Source organism: Luteipulveratus mongoliensis (assembly GCF_001190945.1).
Classification (GTDB): Bacteria; Actinomycetota; Actinomycetes; order Actinomycetales; family Dermatophilaceae; genus Luteipulveratus; species Luteipulveratus mongoliensis.
Genome location: NZ_CP011112.1, coordinates 999,824 through 1,016,937, shown reverse-complemented (window position 1 = coordinate 1,016,937; position 17,114 = coordinate 999,824). Strand labels below are relative to the sequence as shown.

Genomic DNA, 17,114 nt, shown 5'->3' with positions numbered 1-17,114 from the left:
TCACTTGACGGCGGCCATGAATACTCGGTATACATCTCCCCTGTTGGACCGCATACTGAGTATTCACCGAGGCCACGGGGGTCTTCATGTCGATCAAGCACTCGCTGCTGGCGTTGCTCGCCAGCAACCCGATGTACGGCGCGCAGCTGCGCCAGGAGTTCGAGTCACGCACCGGTGGCACCTGGCCGCTCAACGTCGGACAGGTCTACACGACGCTGTCCCGACTGGAGCGCGACGGCTTCGTCGAAGGGTCTGGGGAGGCCGATGACGAGGGTCGGATCGCGTACCGGCTGACGACTGAGGGCCGCGCCGAGGTCGACCGCTGGTGGGCCGCGCCGGTCGACCGGCAGCAGACGCCGCGAGACGAGCTCGCCATCAAGCTGGCTCTCGCCGTCACGCTGCCCGGCGTCGATGTGCCACGCGTCGTGCAGACCCAGCGCACCTCCACGATGCGCCACCTGCGCGACCTCACCCGGCTCAAGGCGGATGCCGGCGACGACCTCGCGTGGAGCCTCGTGCTGGAGAGCCTGGTGTTCCAGGCGGAGGCAGAGATCCGCTGGCTGGACCACGTCGAGTCCCGGCTCGTCCAGGTCAGGCCCCGTACGCCGGCGCCCGGGTTGATCACCGCGTCCCGGGAGCCAAGCGACCGACGTACGACGGTGGTCGACTCGACGAGGGGCGCGCGGTCATGAGTGCGCTCAAGCTGGTCGACGTGACACGGGTGCATGGTGTCGGCGAGTCACAGGTCGTTGCGCTCGATCGCGTGAGCCTCTCCGTCAGCCCCGGCGAGCTCGTTGCCGTCATGGGACCGAGCGGCTCGGGCAAGTCGACACTGCTGAATCTCGCTGGTGCGCTTGATAACCCGAGCTCTGGACAGGTGCTCGTCGAGGGTGACGATCTGGCGAAATTGTCTCCTCGCCAGGTCGCAGCACTGCGTCGACAGCGGCTAGGGTTCGTGTTTCAGGATCTCAACCTGATTCCGTCTCTGACCGCTGCCGAAAACGTTGCACTGCCCCTCGAGCTCGACGGGGTGTCCGCACGTGCGGCACGCAAGCACGCTGCAGAAGCGTTGGAGTCAGTGGGGATTCGTGATCTCGGTGACCGCTTCCCGGAGGAGATGTCAGGCGGTCAGCAGCAACGCGCCGCGATCGCACGGGCGTTGGTCGGCGAGCGCCGTCTGGTCCTCGCGGACGAGCCGACCGGTGCGCTCGACTCGACCACAGGTGAAGCGGTGCTGCGCGTCCTGCGCGACAGGTGCGACGCCGGAGCCGCCGGGCTCCTGGTGACGCACGAGGCCCGTCACGCCGCGTGGGCCGACCGTGTGGTGTTCCTTCGCGACGGCAAAGTCGTTGACACCACTGGAGATCCGTCCGAGCCGGAGTCCCTGCTCGGATCGGCGGTCTGACGTGAACAGCTCGGGGGAGCTCTTGTCAGGTCGCAGGATGTCGTGGTGGGGCAGCTGGAGGCTGATGCTCCGGCTGGCCCACCGCGATGCCCGTCGGCAATGGGGCCGGTCACTCTTGGTCGCGCTCCTGGTCGGCCTCCCGGTCATGGTGGTCGCAGCGGGTGGGACGCTCTTGTTCACCCGCGACGCGACGCAGCGAGAGCTGCTGAGCTCCACCGTGGGCAGCAGCCAGGCGCGCGTGAAGCAAGCGACGACGTACCGCACGATCCAGAACGCCGACGGCAGCATCGAGGCCCCGTTCCCGCTGACCGGGACACCTCAACGGGCCATCGCGATTCCCGGTGCCGCCGTCGACAAGCCGCTGACACCGGCTGCGTTGCAGAGTGTGACGGGCGGCCACGTCGTCCCCATCACACGCACGGACGCACGCGTCACGCTGGGAGAGCGCCGCCCCAGCGTCACCATACTTGGCGCGGACGGCCGCGCGACGGCGTACCACGGCATCACCGCTCTGAAGAGTGGCCGCTGGCCGACCGGGCCGAACGAGGTCGTCGTCACCCCGGCTGGTCGGCGCCTGGGGATCCCCACGTCCGGCACGTTGACCCTGTCGGTCAACGGCGTCTCCGAGCAGGTCCGCGTCGTCGGACAAGCCACCTCGCCCAGGGGACAGGCGTTGGTCGCGCTGCCGCGCAGTGAGGCGATGGTCAGCACCGAGTACCTGCTTGATCGGCGTACGCCGGTGACGTGGGCGGAGGTTCAGCACCTCAACGCGTACGGCCTCGTCGTGATCAGTCGGCACATGGTGCTCCATCCGGGCACGGCGACCGGGCCCGAGCTGGCCGAGCTGCAGAAGATGAACGGCGGGGGCAACAACTCGCTGGTCACGCTGGTGCTCACCGGTCTGGTCGTGCTCACGGTGCTGATGGCCGGCCCCGCATTCACGGCCACCGCACAGCGCCAGCGGCACGCGCTCGGCCAGGTCGGCAGCAACGGCGGGACGGCCGCGATGCTGCGTCGGTACGTCCTCGCCCGGGCGATCGTGCTCGGCGCACTCTCCGCGACCCTCGGTGTGCTGATCGGCGCCCCGCTCGGCATTCTGGCCGTCAAGATCGTGCAACGGTGGCGGCCGGACTCCGTCTGGGGTCCACTCGACCTACGTTGGTCGTACGGCCTGGGCCTGATCCTCGTGGGAGTGCTGACGTCGCTGGTGTCGGCCATGATCCCGGCCGTCGCCGCGAGCCGCATCAGCCTGATCCAGGTGCTGCGCGGACAGGTCTCCGCCCGTCGAGCGCGCGCCGGATGGCCCGTCCTGGGACTCGTGATCGCGGTCGTTGCGAGCATCGTCCTCATCGCGTCGATCAAGGGCGGAGGTAGCGAGATACGAGCAGCGGCAGCAGGATTCGCGCTCTTCGCAGGCGCCGTCATGTGTCTGCCATGGTTGCTCAGCATGCTCGGACATCTCGCCGGACGCCTACCGATCGCGACTCGTCTGGCGACGCGCGACGTCAGTCGGCAGCGGGGGCGCGCAGCGTCCGGCGTGGCCGCCATCATGGCGTCAGTCGCGGTGATGACCGCGCTCGCCATCAGCGGGACGAGCGACGACTCGCAGGAGCGACGCGATTACATCCCGATCACTCCGATCGGCGAGGGCTATGCGTCAGGGCCGCCCTCCGCGCTGCGTGAGATCCAGCAGATCGCGCACGTCCGAGCGCCTTCCGTACGCACCGATGTCATCAGCGATATCGGCGACGACGCGGCCGAGCGCGAGAAGTCCTTCGCCCAGTCGAACGAGTCGGCTAGCACTCTCACGATCATCGCGCCACAGGCACGGCTCGCGATGGCTCAGGTGCAACCAGGATGCACACCTCGCCAGTCCGTCGGCAACGGCTCGCCTTCGTGCCGCGGTGCCTCGTCCACCGGCATGACCGAGCGGAGCATCTCCGTGATGCCGGCTCGTGTCGCCGACTCCTACCTCGGTCTCTCCTCCGAGCAGATACGGGAGCTCGACGACGGCGCCGTACTCGCCGTCCACGATCCACGGACGTCGCAGCCATACCCGGCAAAGATGACCTTCGCGATCGGGCGGACCGCGTTCGACACCGTCGGCGACGTCACGTCGTTCACTGTCACGAGGCAGGTCCAGATGCCGGCGATCCACGTCAACGCGACAGCGCGTACACCCAACCTCGCCCTCGGCTGGGGCGTGATCATGACGCCCGCGACGGCAGCTCGCCTGAAGGTGCCGACGACGGCATCGTCCCTGGCCGTGTGGGCACCGGGCGGCGTGACCTCCGCGGACGAGGCGGCGATGGCCGACCGCCTCCCGGACCACAGCAACCTCAGCATCGAGCACGGCTACACCTCGGAGACGACCAAGGTCATCCGCATCATGCTCATCTGCCTTGGCCTGATCACGCTCCTCGTCACCTTGATCAGCACGGCGCTCACCCAGGCGGAGAGCAAGCCCGACCAAGCCACCCTCTCCGCGATCGGCGCCTCGTCCCGACTCCGCCGCCGGGTCGCGGGTGCTCAAGCGGGTGTCATCGCGCTGGTCGGCGGGCTCGTCGGCCTGGTCGAGGGCACGGTGCCGGGCGTGGCGGCGACCTACCCGCTGACGGAGTCGCACCTCTCGGACAGCGTCGGAGCGGGTTCCGTCCTCAAGATCCCGTGGCTGGAGCTCGCGGGCGTGGTGGTCGGCGTACCCCTGCTGGCCGCCGTCCTCGCAACCCTGGCCGTACGCTCTCGCCCGCCGTCCCTCACCCGCCGCATCGACTGACGACCACACCGCTGGTTGAGCCGGCCGGCTCTCCGCCGCCCTCGACCACGCCTCGTCCGTGTCCCATGTAGTGGGGCGCAGCCTTCCGGATGGGGTCAGTCGCGCACTGTGCACTGCCCCGCGACGTGGGGCAGTGCACAGTCAGCGAGTACACCGGTCTACTGGCGCGCGCCCCGTGGGGTGGGGCAGACATTGCTTGAGCCGGGCCGTTCGCCCAGGGGCTCGACGGCTCAACCAGCGCTGCGGCGCGCGTACGTCGTGGGTCGGGCACACGGCGTACGCCGAAGTTGCGAGGATGGGGGCATGTCGAACGAGGAGCAGGCCGAGTCCCAGGACGAGCAGCAGCGGATCGTGGTCGTCACGCCCGACGGCATGGGGGTCGCCGCGCCACCCACGGAGGACGGCCAGCATCAGCAGAGCCCAGCGGATCAGGTCGAGCAGCCCGCCAAGGTGATGCGCATCGGCTCGATGATCAAGCAACTGCTCGAGGAAGTCCGCAACGCGCCGCTGGACGAGGCCGGGCGCAAGCGGCTGGCCGACATCCACCGCCGCTCGATCGGTGAGCTCAAGGACGGGCTGTCCGACGACCTCGTCGAGGAGCTGGAGCGGATCGCGCTGCCGTTCACCGAGGAAGCACCCTCGGACGCTGAGCTGCGGATCGCCCAGGCTCAGCTGGTGGGCTGGCTCGAGGGACTGTTCCACGGCATCCAGACCGCGATCGTCGCGCAGCAGATGGCCGCCCAGGCTCAGCTGCAGGCGATGCGCCGCGGCCTGCCGATCGGCCACTCCGAGCAGCCGGGAATGCCCGGTCCTGGTATGCCAGGGATGCCCGGCCAGCCGGGCCAGCCCGGGCCGTCGGACGAGACCGGCCCGACAGGCCAGTACCTCTGACCGGACATGTCACGACCCCGTGAGCGGGGGCGTCACGGGGTCGTGAGGGAGAGCGCCTGGCCGCGGCGGCGCTGGTCTGTTGATCAGCCGATCTGTGCGGACAGCTCGTCGTAGTAGGTCGACACCTCGGAGTAGACGCCCGGGTTGCCGGCGTCCGCACAGCCCTGGCCCCACGACACGACGCCGACCAGCTTGCCGCCGACGACCAGCGGACCGCCGCTGTCACCCTGGCAGGAGTCCTTGCCGCCGTCGGGGTAGCCGGCGCAGACCTCGCCCGCACCGACGTAGTCACTGCCGTACGCCGACGAGCACGCCTCGTCGCCCATGAGCGGCACGTCGACCTTCTGGAACGTGTTGGCCGGGCCAGTGCCCTCCGTGTCGCCCCAGCCGTAAACCGTTGCGGTTGCTCCGCTTTCGCCGGCTCCGGTGTCCTGGTTGAGCGGCAGCGTCGGCACACCGTCGAACGGAGTCGTCAGAGTCACGACGGCGACGTCGTGGGCTCCGCTGCCGTAGTCGGGGTCGTACCAGATGTCGGAGATCTTGGACTCCTTGCCACCGGTGGCGTCGGACAGGACATCCCGGCCCTGGATGGCCGTCCACTCGCCGGTGGAGGTCCCCTCGACACAGTGGGCGGCGGTGACGACCTTGTTGGCCGCGACCAGCGTGCCGCCGCAGTACTCACCCGTCGGATCCGGGGAGTTGGTGTTGGACATCTGGATCGCCCACGGCGTGTCCGAGGTGTGCGCGATCTCACCGCCGACGATGGGCAGAGGGCCGTCAACGGCCTGGGCTGACCCTGCACCGGCGAACACTGCGGCGGTAGCCGCGGTGGCCGCGAGGGCCAGGCGCATGCGCTTGCTGCTCATGATGAGTCCCGTCCTGATCGGAAGACTGACGTCATCGACCGTACGGACGGGTACTTCAGTCGACGGGCAGCAGCGCGTCAGCGGCAGGCAAAAGGTCGGTGGCCGGGAGGTCAACGAGACCAAGAGCGCGTACGACGCCGTCGCGTTCCTATGTGATCGCGAAACCCGTTGATACGCAAAAGGATACGCACGCCCGGCGACGTTGGGGTGTCACCGGGCGTGCGAATGTGATCCGATCAGCTCTTGATCTGTGTGGTGAGCTCGGAGTAGTACGTCGCCACCTCCGAGTAGATGCCAGGGTGGCCGGCGTCGGCACATCCGATGCCCCAGGACACCACGCCCAGGAGCACACCCTTCGCGATGAGCGGGCCACCGGAGTCGCCCTGGCAGGAGTCCTTGCCGCCCTTGGGCAGACCGGCGCAGACCTCTGCTCCTGGCGTGTACTGGTTGCCTTCCGCCTTCTTGCAGACGGCGTCACCGAGGACTCGGACCGTCACCTGAGCGAAGGTGTCGTCTGGCAGCGTGCCCTCGGTCGCGCCCCAGCCGTAGACCGTGGCGCTGATCTTGGCCTCACCCAGCGCTTTGTCCTTGTTGAGCTTCATCACTGACACCCCCTTGAACGGGGACTTCAGCGTCACGACGGCGACATCGTGACCCGGCGTCTTCCCGTACTTCGGGTCGAACCAGACCTTCGCGAGCTTGGACTGCTTGCCCTTGGTCTTGTCGGCGAGCTTGTCCCGGCCCTGAATGGCAGTGAAGTCGGCCACCTTGCGACCCTTCACGCAGTGCGCCGCAGTCACGACCTTGTTGGCCGCGACGAGCGTGCCGCCACACCACTCCTTCGTCGGCGACGGTGATCCGGCATAGGACAGCTGGATCGCCCATGGGTGCTTCGCCGTGGTGGAGACGGTGCCGCCGACGATGTGCGACTCCTTGCCACCACCATCGTCAAGTGACGTGGCCTGAGCGGCACCTGCTGTGCCGGCTGCGACCGCCGCGGCGACCATGGTGACCGCAGCAAGACGTGTACGTATCTGTGTCATAGCGAACTTTCTGCTTCCCCTCGAGAACTACTGACAGACAGACCTAGGGTCCGTCGCGTCAAGGGTGCCGTTCGCAAAAAGGACGGTGGACACCGGGCCCAGCATTCGGACGTCTGCTACGGAGCCCTATTCGTAGAGAACGTATTCAGGTTGTGGTTTCAGCGCCATGACCTCGGAGGGCCGCATCAGCGGACCGGTCCGCGCGTCCTCCTCGAAGAAGAGCTTGAAGCCCTTGTGCACGGCCGCCGGTGTCTGCGCCACGATCTTGTCGTACGCCCTGATCTTGTCGGCCGCACGACCGATGCCGTCCACCGACTTGACGAGCACGACACCTGGATGAGGGCGCAGCGCCGACTCGTGGCGAACGATCGACAGGTGCAGCTGGTGATAGACCATGACCTTCTCGGGCAAGCGGTGCTTGGCCACGAGTTCTGAGAGATACGAGGCACATTCGTCGAGTGCGTGCCCAGTGGTGCTACCGAAGACCCGGCCAGGGATCTGCCCTCGCTGGACGGCCCACTCCGGGTCGAGAGCGACGCCGACGTCCGGCTCCTTGAGGTAGGACTCCCAGTGCTTGACCTCGTCGATGAACGACGCGCGGCCCGGCTGGATGTTGAGCAGGAGCAACGCCTTGTGCCGCCGAGCAGCCGCGAGATAGTCGTCCACGACGGACGTGCCAACCCAGGACCGATACTTCCCGTCGTGACCTCGCTTGCCGTGCACCAGGGTCGCGATCAGCTCCAGCACCGGCATGATCTTGCGGCCGTACGCGTAGTCGTCGGCTTTCTCGAGCATGTCGCCGACCTGCTCGTCGAGGTTGCCGACGCCGAGCTGACCCAACGCGGGCGAAGCCGGCGAGCCGCAGTAGCCGAACAGTCGATAGCTCGGAAAGATCGTCCGACCACCGCGCGGCAGCTGCGGCGGCCCGGCCGGTCCTGTGGCCTGACGAGAAGCTGTGGGCTTGCCGCCCTTCAGGGCCATCGAGCTGCCCTTGTCGTCCGAGCAGGCAGCGAGCCCCAGGGCTCCAGCCGCACCCAGCAGGGTCGCGCGGCGACTGGCATGACCCATAGTTTTCCTATCCCCCATGGGCACACCCTACGAGGCGACCGCCACCAGCCCACCATCCGCCATCGTCACCACCCGATCGGCCGCGCTCAGCATCGCTCGTCGTCGCCGGGCGGTGTGCCAGGATCGAGCGCCATGGCGCCCTTCACGCACACCTTGCGGGTCCGGTACAACGAGTGCGACCCGCAGGGCATCGTCTTCAACGCCAACTACGTCGTCTACATCGACGTCGCGCTGACTGAGCTGTGGCGAGACCTGTTCGGCAGCTACGAGTCGTTCGTCAACGAGACCGGCATCGACCTGGTGGTCGCCGACCTGCAGATCCGGTTCCGCAAGGCCGCGCGCTGGGACGAGGTGCTCGCGATCACCCTCGCCCCGACGCTGACGTCGGCATCCTCAGTCACGAGCGCGATCACGATTCGCCGCGGCGACGACATCATCATCGAAGGGACGGCTCGCCACGTGTGCGTCGATGCCTCAACTCTCGCGAAAATCGCTGCCCCTAACCGACTTTCGCAAGCGCTCGCCTGAGCCGTCAGCTCCGGCTTCGTGCAAAGACGATCGCTCCCGGGACCCGCTCGTCCGGCCGCATGACGAGCTCAGCGTCGATCGTGAAGCCGGCTTCCCGCAGCCAGCCGGCGATCTGATCCGGAGTGCGGCGGTGGGTGTCGACGCTGATCGGGCGACCCGTATAGCCCTCGTCCGAGTGGCTGGTCTCGTCACCGACGTGGAAACCGACGAGGAGCGGGCCTCCCGGCCGCAGCACGCGACGGAACTGCTCGAACACGCCCGGCACCGCCTCATCAGGTATGTGGATCACCGACCAGAAAGCGACAACGCCGGTGATCGAGTGGTCCGCGAGGTCGAGGTCGGTCATCGACCCGACGTCGAACCGAAGTCCGGGGTGGTCGCGCCGCGCGATGGCGACCATCTCCGGCGAGAGGTCGATGCCGAACGCGTCCACCCCGAGCCCGTGGAGGTGACGGGTGACGTAGCCCGGGCCGCAGCCGACGTCGGCGACGGGTCCGCCACCGGCAGTGCGCACGGACTCGGCGAACAACGCCAGTCCGGCGCGGAGGTAGGGACTCTCGTCCAGCAGCCCGTCCACCTTCTCGGCGTAGCCGGAGGCGTCCGTGTCGTAGGAGGTGCGGGTGTCGGACAACCAGCTATCGGGCACCGCAACACTCTAGGACGGTCGAGCGGGTGGCGACCTGAAGTCAGAGCACTCGGCCGGGCTCGGGTACGACGTGGGCGGCTCGAATCGCGGCCAGGATGCGCCGCGTCGGCATGTCCGGCTCGGGCAGCTCGTCAACGGCGAACCACGCAGCCGCCCGGGCCTCACTGGCGACGTGCACGGCCGGCTCGGTGTCGCACTGCACCCGGTAGATGATGTCGACGTGCCGGACCTCAGGGTCCACCACCGAGGCGAAGATGTCGCCGGACGTGACCTGCAGGCCGGTCTCCTCAGCCACCTCGCGCACCACGGTCTGCGCGGGCAGCTCACCGCGGTCGACCAGACCACCGGGGAGACTCCACCCCCGGCGATGGGTCTGGCGCAGCGCGAGGATGCGGCCGTCGTACTCGATCAGCGCGACCGCGCCCATGCTGAACGTCGGTGCTGCGATCCGGATGATCGCGTAGCTCGGTCGAGCCGGGAGCCAGCGGAAGACCCGCAGACCGGCCCGCCGCAGCAGACCTGGGTTGGATGCGGACATCAGGCTTCCTGCCGGGTCGCGCCGTCGGCGTCCCCGGCCGCGTCGCCGGCGCTGCCGTTGGCGTCCCCGGCCGGCTCGGCCACGTTGCCGGGCAGGGAGCGGTGATGCTGGCGTACGGCATGGGCGACGTTGTTGATGACGGCCACCAGCGGCACGGCCACGAACGCGCCGAAAATCCCCGCGACCAGCGTGCCCGCGGTGACGGTCACGAGGATCGCGAGCGGGTGGATGTTGACGAACTTGCCGAGAATGATCGGGTTGAGCAGGTTGCCGAACAGCTGCACGACCAGCACGAGCGCGATGCCGACCACGATGGCCGACGTGATGCCGTTGGCCACCAGCGCGATCAGACAGACGACAGCGCCCGCGACCAGCACACCGATCAACGGCACCAAGGAACCGAGGAACAGCAGTACCGCGAGCGGGACGACCAGCGGCATGCCGGCGATCATCATGACGGGCACCATCGCGAGCGCGTTGAGCGCGGCGAGCAGGACCAGGCTGCGCATGTAGACGGTCAGCGTCTTCCACGCGGCCACGCCACCCTCGGCGACGTGCTCGCGGGTGTGGGGCGGGAAGATCCGGACGAACCAGCGGAAGATCGCGCCGTCATCCAGCATCAGGAACAGCGTCGCGAACAGGCAGAACACCGACCCGGAGATGATCGCGATCGCGCTGTTGGCGGTCTGCAGGAAGCCGTTGACGATGGTGTCGCGATGCTCCGAGAGGGTGTCGCCGAGGTTGGTCGTGTACTTCTCCGCGTCCTGCACCTTGAGCTCGAGCGGCCCGTTGATGAGCCAGTCGCGAATCGTCTCCGCGGCGTCCTGTAGCTCGTTCTGGATCAGCTCCGAGGAGTCGGTCACCTGGGTGACCACGAACCACACGAGGAACGACAGTCCGACGATCCCCAGGACGAAGACCAGGATCCCGGCGAGGGCGCGGGGTACGCCCAGGCGGTGCAGGAAACGTACGGCCGGCTCGAGCAGCGCGGTGATCATCACGGCCACCGTGACGGTGATCGTGACCAGGCTGATGCTGTTGAGGAGGCGCACCAGGAGCCACAGCGCGACGATGATCGCGACGAAGCACACCGACCACCAGGCGGCGACCCGTACGCCGAACGCGACTTCCAGCCGCGGGTCACGCCCGCCGTTCTCCGGGCTCGCGGACGACGCAGGCGAGTCAGGAGCGGTCATGGGCATGAGCCTGCCACGACCTCCCGCTGGTCGAGTAGCCGGAGCGCCAGCGGAGGCGTATCGAGACCAGGTGACCGCGCGCACCCGGTCTCGATACGGCTCGCCCGGCCGCGCGAACACCGAACTAGGAGACGGTCACGTCGTCGATGGCCCAGTACCAGTTGTTGACCCCGTTGCTGAGGCGGAACTTCACCGTCATCTTCTGTGCGCCGGAGGGCACTGCCACAGACAGCTTCTCAGTCGCCGCGATCCGGTCGCCGGTGTACGTCAGCACGTTCCGCTCCGGGCCGCCGTCGAACGACACCGACACGGCGGCCGTCTCGTCGCCGTCCTTGAGGTAGTGCGACACGAAGCCGAGGGACACAGCGGCACGACCACGGACGTCGTACGCCGGTGTCACCAAGGCGCTGTTGAACGGTCCGCTGGTGGCCTTGTCCGACCACTCGTCGGAGTCAGCGACGGCGAAGACGCCACGTGAGCGAACGTTGGACTCCCGCTGCTGGTCGGGCGCTGCACGCGTCCAGAACTCGTCCGTGGTCAGCGACCAGCCCTGCCACTCGGTGACACCGCCGGTGCCCATGGCGCTGTTGTCGATGCTCCATCCGGTGGGGACCGAGTGCGTCCAGCCACGCACATCCGCCGGCACACCCGTCTCATCCACGCGGGCGCCCAGCGAACCGATCATGGTGTCGAACGGGTCCCGGCTGACTGCGTTGATCGGGCGACCGTCCAGGCCCCAGCTCGCCGGCGGCTTGACGCCGAGGTGCTGGAACACGGTGGCGGCCACGTCCACGTTCTTGGGGCGGATCGCCGGGGTGCCGGTCGCGGGGATGCCCGCACCCGACGCGACGATGAACGACGTCCGCTCCTCGACCGAGGATCCGCCGTGACCGCCCGCGTCGGTGTGACCGTGATCGGTGGTGACGATGAACTGCCACTTCTCCTGCGCGAACCGAGGTCGGGTCTTGATCGCGTCGATCACCTTGCCGACCTGGGCGTCAGCGGTCCGAACGGCCTGCGCGTACTCCGGACTCGCGCCTCCGTGCTCGTGCCCGGCCTCATCCACGTTGCCGAAGTAGACGAAGGAGGCGCGAGGCGCGTTCTTGGAGATGTGGTTCGCCGCGTCGGTCGCGATCTTCGGGTCGGTCACCGGGTAGCCATCGGTGTCACCGTCGAGGGAGTACTTACGGTCGATCGCATCGGAGAAGATCGGCCCCCCACTCGACTGCTGGCCCAGGGGCGCCCAGTCGGTCGCCGCGTACGTCGTGAACGCCGGATCGACGCGCTCAAGGCGAGTGAGGAAGTCCGGGTACGTCTTGAGGTCGTTGCCCGGGAAGTCGTTGCTGGTGATCTTGTGCTTGTCCGGCCAGACGCCGGTCGCGTTCGTGCCCCAGCCCGGGCCGGAGGACGTGGGCGCCATCGGGTTGGCGTAGAGCGACGTGGGCGACCCGTAGCCGCTCTTGATCAGCCCGTTGATCCGTGGCGCGTTGGCCGCGAGCTTGTCCCACCGGACGCCGTCGAGACCGAACACGACGACGTGTGGGACATCGGTCGATCGTCCGCGGGCGTCAGCGGTGGACGGGAGACTCACCAGGGCTCCGATCAGACTCGTGGTTGTCAGAACGCCGACCGCAACTCGTCTGGACATGTTGGCATGGAGTGGCATGTGTCGCTCCTTCGAGAGAAGTCCGAAGCCTGGCTAACCTCGGATCATGACTCGAACAAGTCTGCTGCGTCTGCCATGTGCTCGTGTGACTCCACCGTGAACGCTTGCCGTCACTTGTACAGATAAGTGACAACCCTTGCCGATCACATCAGGCGAGCTGGCGGGCGATCGCTCGCCCGGCGGCGCGACCCGAGAAGAAGCAGCCGCCCAGGAAGGTGCCCTCCAGGGAGTTGAAGCCGTGTACGCCCCCGCCGCCGAAGCCGGCCGCCTCGCCCGCGGCGTACAGACCCGCGATCGGCGTGCCGTCGGACGCGAGCGCCTGAGAGTCCAGGTTGGTCTGGATGCCGCCGAGCGACTTGCGGGTGAGCACGTGCAGCTTGACGCCGATCAGCGGGCCCGCCTTGGGATCGAGCACCCGGTGCGGCGACGAGACGCGCGTGAGCTTGTCGCCGCGGTAGCGCCGGGCGTTGTGGATGCCCCAGGTCTGGGCGTCCTTGCTGAAGGGATTCGCGAACTCGCGGTCGCGCGCGACGATCTGTCGCTCGACCTCGGCGGCGTCCAGCAGCGGCTCCTCCGTGAGCGCGTTCATCTTGACCACGAGGTCCGAAAGGCGTTCTGCGACAACGAAGTCCGCGCCATTCTTCTTGAACGCCTCGACGGGCGGGGGCGCACCCTTGCCGGCGCGCGTCTTGACCAGCAGCTTGAGGTCGCGGTTGGTGATGTCGGGGTTCTGCTCCGAGCCCGACAGCGCGAACTCCTTCTCGATCATCTTCTGCGTGACGATGAACCACGAGTGGTCGTACTGCTTGATGTCCGGCGTGGTCCGCAGGTACTTCAGCGTCCCGAGGGTGTCGTAGCCCGGCAGATACGGCGCCGGCAGCAGCCGTCCGAGCGCGTCGAACCACAGCGGCGACGGCCCCGGCAGGATGCGGATCGCGTGCTTGGGCCAGACCGGTGCCCAGTTCTGGATGCCCTCGACGTAGTGCCACATCCGATCGCGGTTGACCAGGCGAGCCCCCGCCTCGTTGGCGATCCCGATGCCGCGACCGTCGACGTACGCCGGTACGCCCGTGATCATCTCGCGCGGCGGCTGTCCGAGCCGCTCCGGCCAGAACTCGCGCACCAGGTCGTGGTTGCCGCCGATGCCGCCGGTCGCGATGACGACCGCCTGCGCCTTCAGCTCGAACTCCCCCGCCTTGTCGCGGTTGGACTGCGCGCCACGCTCACTCGAGTCGGGTGCCAGGACCGTGCCGCGTACGCCGGTCACGGCCCCTCCCTCAGTCATCACCTCGTCGACCTGGTGACGGTGATAGAAGGTCACGAGGCCCTGCTCGGCGGCCGCGAGCGCGCCCTCGACGAAGGGCTTCACTGCGCCTGTGCCCGTGCCCCAGCAGATGTGGAAACGCGGGACGGAGTTGCCGTGACCGGTCGCCCGACCGTCACCGCGCTCAGCCCAGCCGACCATCGGGGTGAAGCGAATCCCCTTGCCGCGCAGCCAGTCTCGCTTCTCGCCAGCGGCCCACTCGACGTACGCCCGGCCCCACTTCTGCGCCCAGTAGTCCTCAGCGCGCTCGTTGCCGTCACCCAGTCGGTCCCAGCCGGCGCTGCCTTGCCAGTCCTGCCAAGCGAGGTCGAGGGAGTCCTTGACGCCGAGGCGGCGCTGCTCAGGGGTGTCGACGAGGAAGACACCGCCGAACGACCACCACCCCTGGCCACCGAGGTTGGCCTCGCTCTCCTGGTCGACGATCGCGACCTTCTTACCGGCGGCGATCAGCTCGCCTGCTGCGACCAGTCCGGCGAGCCCGGCTCCCACGACGATGACATCGGCATCCATGGGGCCCGAACTTACCTGGCCGAAGGCGAGCGAAGCGCCAAATTGGTCAAGCGACCTACTTCGCTTCCCAACGCTGGTCGAGTAGGCGAGCCCCCAAGGGCGAGCCGTATCGAGACCAGGTGCACGCACGCACCGGGTCTCGATACGCCTCCGCTGGCGCTCCGGCTACTCGACCAACAGGACGGACCGAGCGGGTTGAATGGGGGCATGGCCGAGATCAGTGAGGCGCTCGACGCCGTCGCGGACGAGCTGTACGCCGTCCTGCCGGGTCAGTTCATCGCGGCCCGGGACGCGCGGGTCAAGCAGGCCAAGGCCGACGGCGACAAGGACCTCGCCGATCAGGCGAAGGCCCTGCGCCGGCCCAGCGTGGCGGCCTGGTTGATCAACGTGCTGGCACGCTCGGACGACGGGCTGACCGACCTCACCGACCTGTCCGCCCAGCTGAGAGAGGCGCAGTCCAAGCTGGACGGCGCCGCGATGAAGACGCTGGGCCAGCAGCGCAACACCGTCGTCGCAGAGCTGACCGGTCGGGCGGTGACGCTGGGCGCGAAGGCCGATCCGGCGTACAAGGACAGTGCGCCCGTACGCGACCAGGTGACGGCGACGCTCAACGCGGCCGTCGCGGATCCGGCGGCCGAGCAGGCGGTGGCGAGCGGACGGCTGGTCAGCCCGCTGGCGTACGCCGGGTTCGGGGAGGTGGACCTGACCGATGCGGTGGCGACGCCGCTTCGGGCCGTGCCGGCACCGGTCAAGGGCGGTGCCGCAAGGCCGTCGACTACCGACGAGGCGCCCGCGCCGACGCCGGAGCCCCCGAAGGTCGACGAGGCAGCCCTCAAGAAGGCGCGCAAGCAGCTCGCGGACGCCGAGCGGCGGCTGGAGGTCGCGGAGGAGGCCTTCGCTCAGGCCCGCTCACGGCGCCACCAGGCCCGTCTGGACGTCGAGAAGGCGCGGTTGACGCTGGAGGATCTCGAGGACGCCTGAGGCGACTACTTGCCGATCGTGGTGCTGCAGTAGGAGCGCAGGGCGCGCGCGGCCGTGTTGTAGTTCGTGGTCAGCACGCTCTTGCCGTCGTCGCGCGCCTTGTTCATGGCGGCCAGCTCGTCGGCGACCTTGTTGACCCGGGTGGTGAAGCCGGAGTCGCCTGAGGACTTGCCGATACCGCGCAGCTGAGTGGCGGTCGTACCCATGGCGTTGGCGGCCGTGTCCAGCTCGCCGGTGCGCTGGCTGCGCGTCGCGTCGTTCCATTGGCGGACGACCGCGTTCATCTTGCCCGTCGCGCTGATGCACGAGTTGGCGAGCTTGGTGTTGAACGTCGACGTCGGCGAAGCCGTGGTGGTCGAGCTCGGCGCCGTCGTGGTCGACGTCGTCGGAGGCGGTGTCGTCGAGGTGGTCGGCGCCGTGGACGTGCTCGACGGCGAGGCCAGCGTCGAGCTCGTCGGCTGCGCGGTGAACGGCGCATTGCCTTCGTCGTCGCCGAAGAAGGAGCAGGCCGACAGGCCGATCGACGTCGTCAGGAGAGCGGCGGCAAAGGCCGTCGTACGCAGGTGACGGCGGGCAGATACGGTCATGATTCCTTCCCAGCGGGGTGCATCTCGGCGGGCCGTGGAGGGCGGGCGCCGCCACACAACCATGCCCGGCGGAGGCGTCCAGGCAAAATCGTCATGGACTCGTGACCTTCTCAGGATGCGGCTTTCCAGGCGGACTTGCGGGCGATCTCGGGGTGAAGCGCGAGCCACTCATCCACCTGCTCTGCCACCCATTCGGGCTCCTCGAACATCGGGCAATGACCCATGTCCGCGCCCTCAGCGTAGGTCCAGGTCGAACGCCACTGCGCGAGCCGACGAGCCGCAGCCACGTTGACCAGCCGGTCGCGGTCGCCGTGGACGAGCAGCACCGGATGCAGGATGCGCGCGAGATCTCGTTCGTACGTCTGCCGCCGGACTCCCGCCGTCATCAGGATCGATCGGGCGGCGACCAGGAAGGCGTCGTTGCTGGTGAGCGAGCTCTGACGCTGCCGCGACAGCTCGACGTGCCGGTCGATCAGCCAGGCCGGCACCTTCTCGACATGAGCGGTCACCAGCTTGAACACCTCGTGAGCGAGCTGCTCGGGTGGGATCTTGCTGGAGCGGTCGTTGAGGAACCAGCGGCCGAGCGGCGGGACGGCATAGATCCCGAACGCGACCGCCACGAGTGGGTGCGAGGGCGCCTTCGGCGACATCGGTAGCACGGGGTCCACGAGAACGAGACCCGAGACGGTGCCAGGTGCGGCGCCCGCCTGCAGCGAGGACACCAGCCCGCCCATCGAGTTGCCGACAAGCACGGCCGGCCGGCCCACGACCGTACGCAGGAAGCGGTCCAGCAGTGCCCGATTGCCCTGGACGGTCGCCCGCTCGGGTTCGACCTCGGTCAGGCCGTGACCGCCGAGGTCGACGGCGTACACGTGGCCGCGTTGCGCAAGCAGCGGCACCAGCGAGTCCCAGTCGAGGAGCGAGCCGCCGAGCCCGTGCACCATGACGAAGGTCGGTCCGTCGGCCGGGCCGGGAGCCTCGACATAGTGCACGCGGGTGCCATCGAGATCGATCCACTGAGTCGGCAGCCGGTCCGGTTCGTTCGCAGTCACTCGCCCAAAATACGCGGTCGCCGGCCCGCGGCGCCCC

General features: G+C 68.4%; 16 protein-coding genes. 6 read left to right on the top strand and 10 right to left on the bottom strand.

From position 1 onward, the window contains the following. Nucleotides 1-86: 86 nt before the first annotated feature. From VV02_RS04735 to VV02_RS04720, 4 genes are all read left to right on the top strand, one after another. Nucleotides 87-692, top strand: coding sequence for a PadR family transcriptional regulator (locus tag VV02_RS04735; RefSeq protein ID WP_052590214.1), 606 nt, complete (start codon nucleotides 87-89; stop codon nucleotides 690-692). Then, the gene (locus VV02_RS04730; RefSeq protein WP_052590213.1) at nucleotides 689-1,405 is read left to right on the top strand and encodes an ABC transporter ATP-binding protein; all 717 of its coding nucleotides are present in this window, start codon (nucleotides 689-691) and stop codon (nucleotides 1,403-1,405) included. The genes VV02_RS04735 and VV02_RS04730 overlap by 4 nt, the downstream gene beginning before the upstream one ends. A gap of 37 nt (nucleotides 1,406-1,442) precedes the next feature. After that, nucleotides 1,443-4,181, top strand: a complete 2,739-nt coding sequence (locus tag VV02_RS04725) for an ABC transporter permease (RefSeq protein WP_052590212.1) — start codon at nucleotides 1,443-1,445, stop codon at nucleotides 4,179-4,181. Between the two features lie 303 nt (nucleotides 4,182-4,484). Beyond that, nucleotides 4,485-5,072, top strand: coding sequence for a bacterial proteasome activator family protein (locus VV02_RS04720; protein ID WP_052590211.1), 588 nt, complete (start codon nucleotides 4,485-4,487; stop codon nucleotides 5,070-5,072). Between the two features lie 83 nt (nucleotides 5,073-5,155). Here the strand turns inward: VV02_RS04720 and VV02_RS04715 are convergent, their stop codons facing one another. From VV02_RS04715 to VV02_RS04705, 3 genes are all read right to left on the bottom strand, one after another. Further along, nucleotides 5,156-5,938, bottom strand: a complete 783-nt coding sequence (locus VV02_RS04715) for a S1 family peptidase (RefSeq protein WP_052590210.1) — start codon at nucleotides 5,936-5,938, stop codon at nucleotides 5,156-5,158. Between the two features lie 236 nt (nucleotides 5,939-6,174). After that, complete coding sequence (locus tag VV02_RS04710; RefSeq protein ID WP_052590209.1) at nucleotides 6,175-6,981, bottom strand: S1 family peptidase; 807 nt, start codon at nucleotides 6,979-6,981, stop codon at nucleotides 6,175-6,177. 126 nt (nucleotides 6,982-7,107) lie between these two features. Further along, entirely contained in the window at nucleotides 7,108-8,067 is a 960-nt protein-coding gene (locus tag VV02_RS04705) for a hypothetical protein (RefSeq protein WP_218917347.1), read from the bottom strand. Nucleotides 8,068-8,181: 114 nt separating this feature from the next. Here VV02_RS04705 and VV02_RS04700 point away from each other — a divergent pair, with 114 nt between their 5' ends. Continuing rightward, nucleotides 8,182-8,577, top strand: coding sequence for an acyl-CoA thioesterase (locus VV02_RS04700; protein WP_052590208.1), 396 nt, complete (start codon nucleotides 8,182-8,184; stop codon nucleotides 8,575-8,577). 4 nt (nucleotides 8,578-8,581) lie between these two features. On the opposite strand, the gene VV02_RS04695 is transcribed toward VV02_RS04700, so the two are convergent. From VV02_RS04695 to VV02_RS04675, 5 genes are all read right to left on the bottom strand, one after another. Beyond that, the gene (locus VV02_RS04695; RefSeq protein WP_052590207.1) at nucleotides 8,582-9,223 is read right to left on the bottom strand and encodes a class I SAM-dependent methyltransferase; all 642 of its coding nucleotides are present in this window, start codon (nucleotides 9,221-9,223) and stop codon (nucleotides 8,582-8,584) included. Between the two features lie 40 nt (nucleotides 9,224-9,263). Beyond that, the gene (locus VV02_RS04690) at nucleotides 9,264-9,761 is read right to left on the bottom strand and encodes an NUDIX hydrolase (protein ID WP_052590206.1); all 498 of its coding nucleotides are present in this window, start codon (nucleotides 9,759-9,761) and stop codon (nucleotides 9,264-9,266) included. After that, a complete protein-coding gene (locus tag VV02_RS04685; RefSeq protein WP_169787639.1) occupies nucleotides 9,761-10,957 on the bottom strand; it encodes an AI-2E family transporter in 1,197 nt (398 codons plus the stop codon). The genes VV02_RS04690 and VV02_RS04685 overlap by 1 nt, the downstream gene beginning before the upstream one ends. A 124-nt stretch (nucleotides 10,958-11,081) precedes the next feature. Further along, nucleotides 11,082-12,623, bottom strand: a complete 1,542-nt coding sequence (locus VV02_RS04680; RefSeq protein WP_218917346.1) for an alkaline phosphatase family protein — start codon at nucleotides 12,621-12,623, stop codon at nucleotides 11,082-11,084. Nucleotides 12,624-12,771: 148 nt separating this feature from the next. After that, nucleotides 12,772-14,457, bottom strand: a complete 1,686-nt coding sequence (locus VV02_RS04675; protein ID WP_052590204.1) for an FAD-binding dehydrogenase — start codon at nucleotides 14,455-14,457, stop codon at nucleotides 12,772-12,774. Between the two features lie 207 nt (nucleotides 14,458-14,664). On the opposite strand from VV02_RS04675, the gene VV02_RS04670 reads away from it, so the two are divergent. Next, nucleotides 14,665-15,438 (top strand): hypothetical protein, encoded by a 774-nt coding sequence (locus VV02_RS04670; protein WP_052590203.1) that lies wholly within the window; start codon nucleotides 14,665-14,667, stop codon nucleotides 15,436-15,438. Nucleotides 15,439-15,443: 5 nt separating this feature from the next. Here VV02_RS04670 and VV02_RS26295 read toward each other — a convergent pair whose 3' ends face one another. Together VV02_RS26295 and VV02_RS04655 are read right to left on the bottom strand one after the other, a co-directional pair. Continuing rightward, entirely contained in the window at nucleotides 15,444-16,025 is a 582-nt protein-coding gene (locus VV02_RS26295; protein WP_157063272.1) for a hypothetical protein, read from the bottom strand. Nucleotides 16,026-16,135: 110 nt separating this feature from the next. Then, entirely contained in the window at nucleotides 16,136-17,077 is a 942-nt protein-coding gene (locus VV02_RS04655) for an alpha/beta fold hydrolase (protein ID WP_052590200.1), read from the bottom strand. Nucleotides 17,078-17,114: the final 37 nt, after the last annotated feature.

What these genes read in the sequence shown, in the direction of transcription:
- VV02_RS04720 (WP_052590211.1), top strand. Translation starts at nt 4,485, where the DNA reads ATGTCGAACGAGGAGCAGGCCGAGTCCCAGGACGAGCAGCAGCGGATC.
- VV02_RS04690 (WP_052590206.1), bottom strand. Translation starts at nt 9,761, where the DNA reads ATGTCCGCATCCAACCCAGGTCTGCTGCGGCGGGCCGGTCTGCGGGTC.
- VV02_RS04710 (WP_052590209.1), bottom strand. Translation starts at nt 6,981, where the DNA reads ATGACACAGATACGTACACGTCTTGCTGCGGTCACCATGGTCGCCGCG.
- VV02_RS04670 (WP_052590203.1), top strand. Translation starts at nt 14,665, where the DNA reads ATGGCCGAGATCAGTGAGGCGCTCGACGCCGTCGCGGACGAGCTGTAC.
- VV02_RS04680 (WP_218917346.1), bottom strand. Translation starts at nt 12,623, where the DNA reads ATGCCACTCCATGCCAACATGTCCAGACGAGTTGCGGTCGGCGTTCTG.
- VV02_RS04735 (WP_052590214.1), top strand. Translation starts at nt 87, where the DNA reads ATGTCGATCAAGCACTCGCTGCTGGCGTTGCTCGCCAGCAACCCGATG.
- VV02_RS04730 (WP_052590213.1), top strand. Translation starts at nt 689, where the DNA reads ATGAGTGCGCTCAAGCTGGTCGACGTGACACGGGTGCATGGTGTCGGC.
- VV02_RS26295 (WP_157063272.1), bottom strand. Translation starts at nt 16,025, where the DNA reads ATGACCGTATCTGCCCGCCGTCACCTGCGTACGACGGCCTTTGCCGCC.
- VV02_RS04700 (WP_052590208.1), top strand. Translation starts at nt 8,182, where the DNA reads ATGGCGCCCTTCACGCACACCTTGCGGGTCCGGTACAACGAGTGCGAC.
- VV02_RS04705 (WP_218917347.1), bottom strand. Translation starts at nt 8,067, where the DNA reads ATGGGGGATAGGAAAACTATGGGTCATGCCAGTCGCCGCGCGACCCTG.
- VV02_RS04685 (WP_169787639.1), bottom strand. Translation starts at nt 10,957, where the DNA reads ATGACCGCTCCTGACTCGCCTGCGTCGTCCGCGAGCCCGGAGAACGGC.
- VV02_RS04675 (WP_052590204.1), bottom strand. Translation starts at nt 14,457, where the DNA reads ATGGATGCCGATGTCATCGTCGTGGGAGCCGGGCTCGCCGGACTGGTC.
- VV02_RS04725 (WP_052590212.1), top strand. Translation starts at nt 1,443, where the DNA reads ATGTCGTGGTGGGGCAGCTGGAGGCTGATGCTCCGGCTGGCCCACCGC.
- VV02_RS04715 (WP_052590210.1), bottom strand. Translation starts at nt 5,938, where the DNA reads ATGAGCAGCAAGCGCATGCGCCTGGCCCTCGCGGCCACCGCGGCTACC.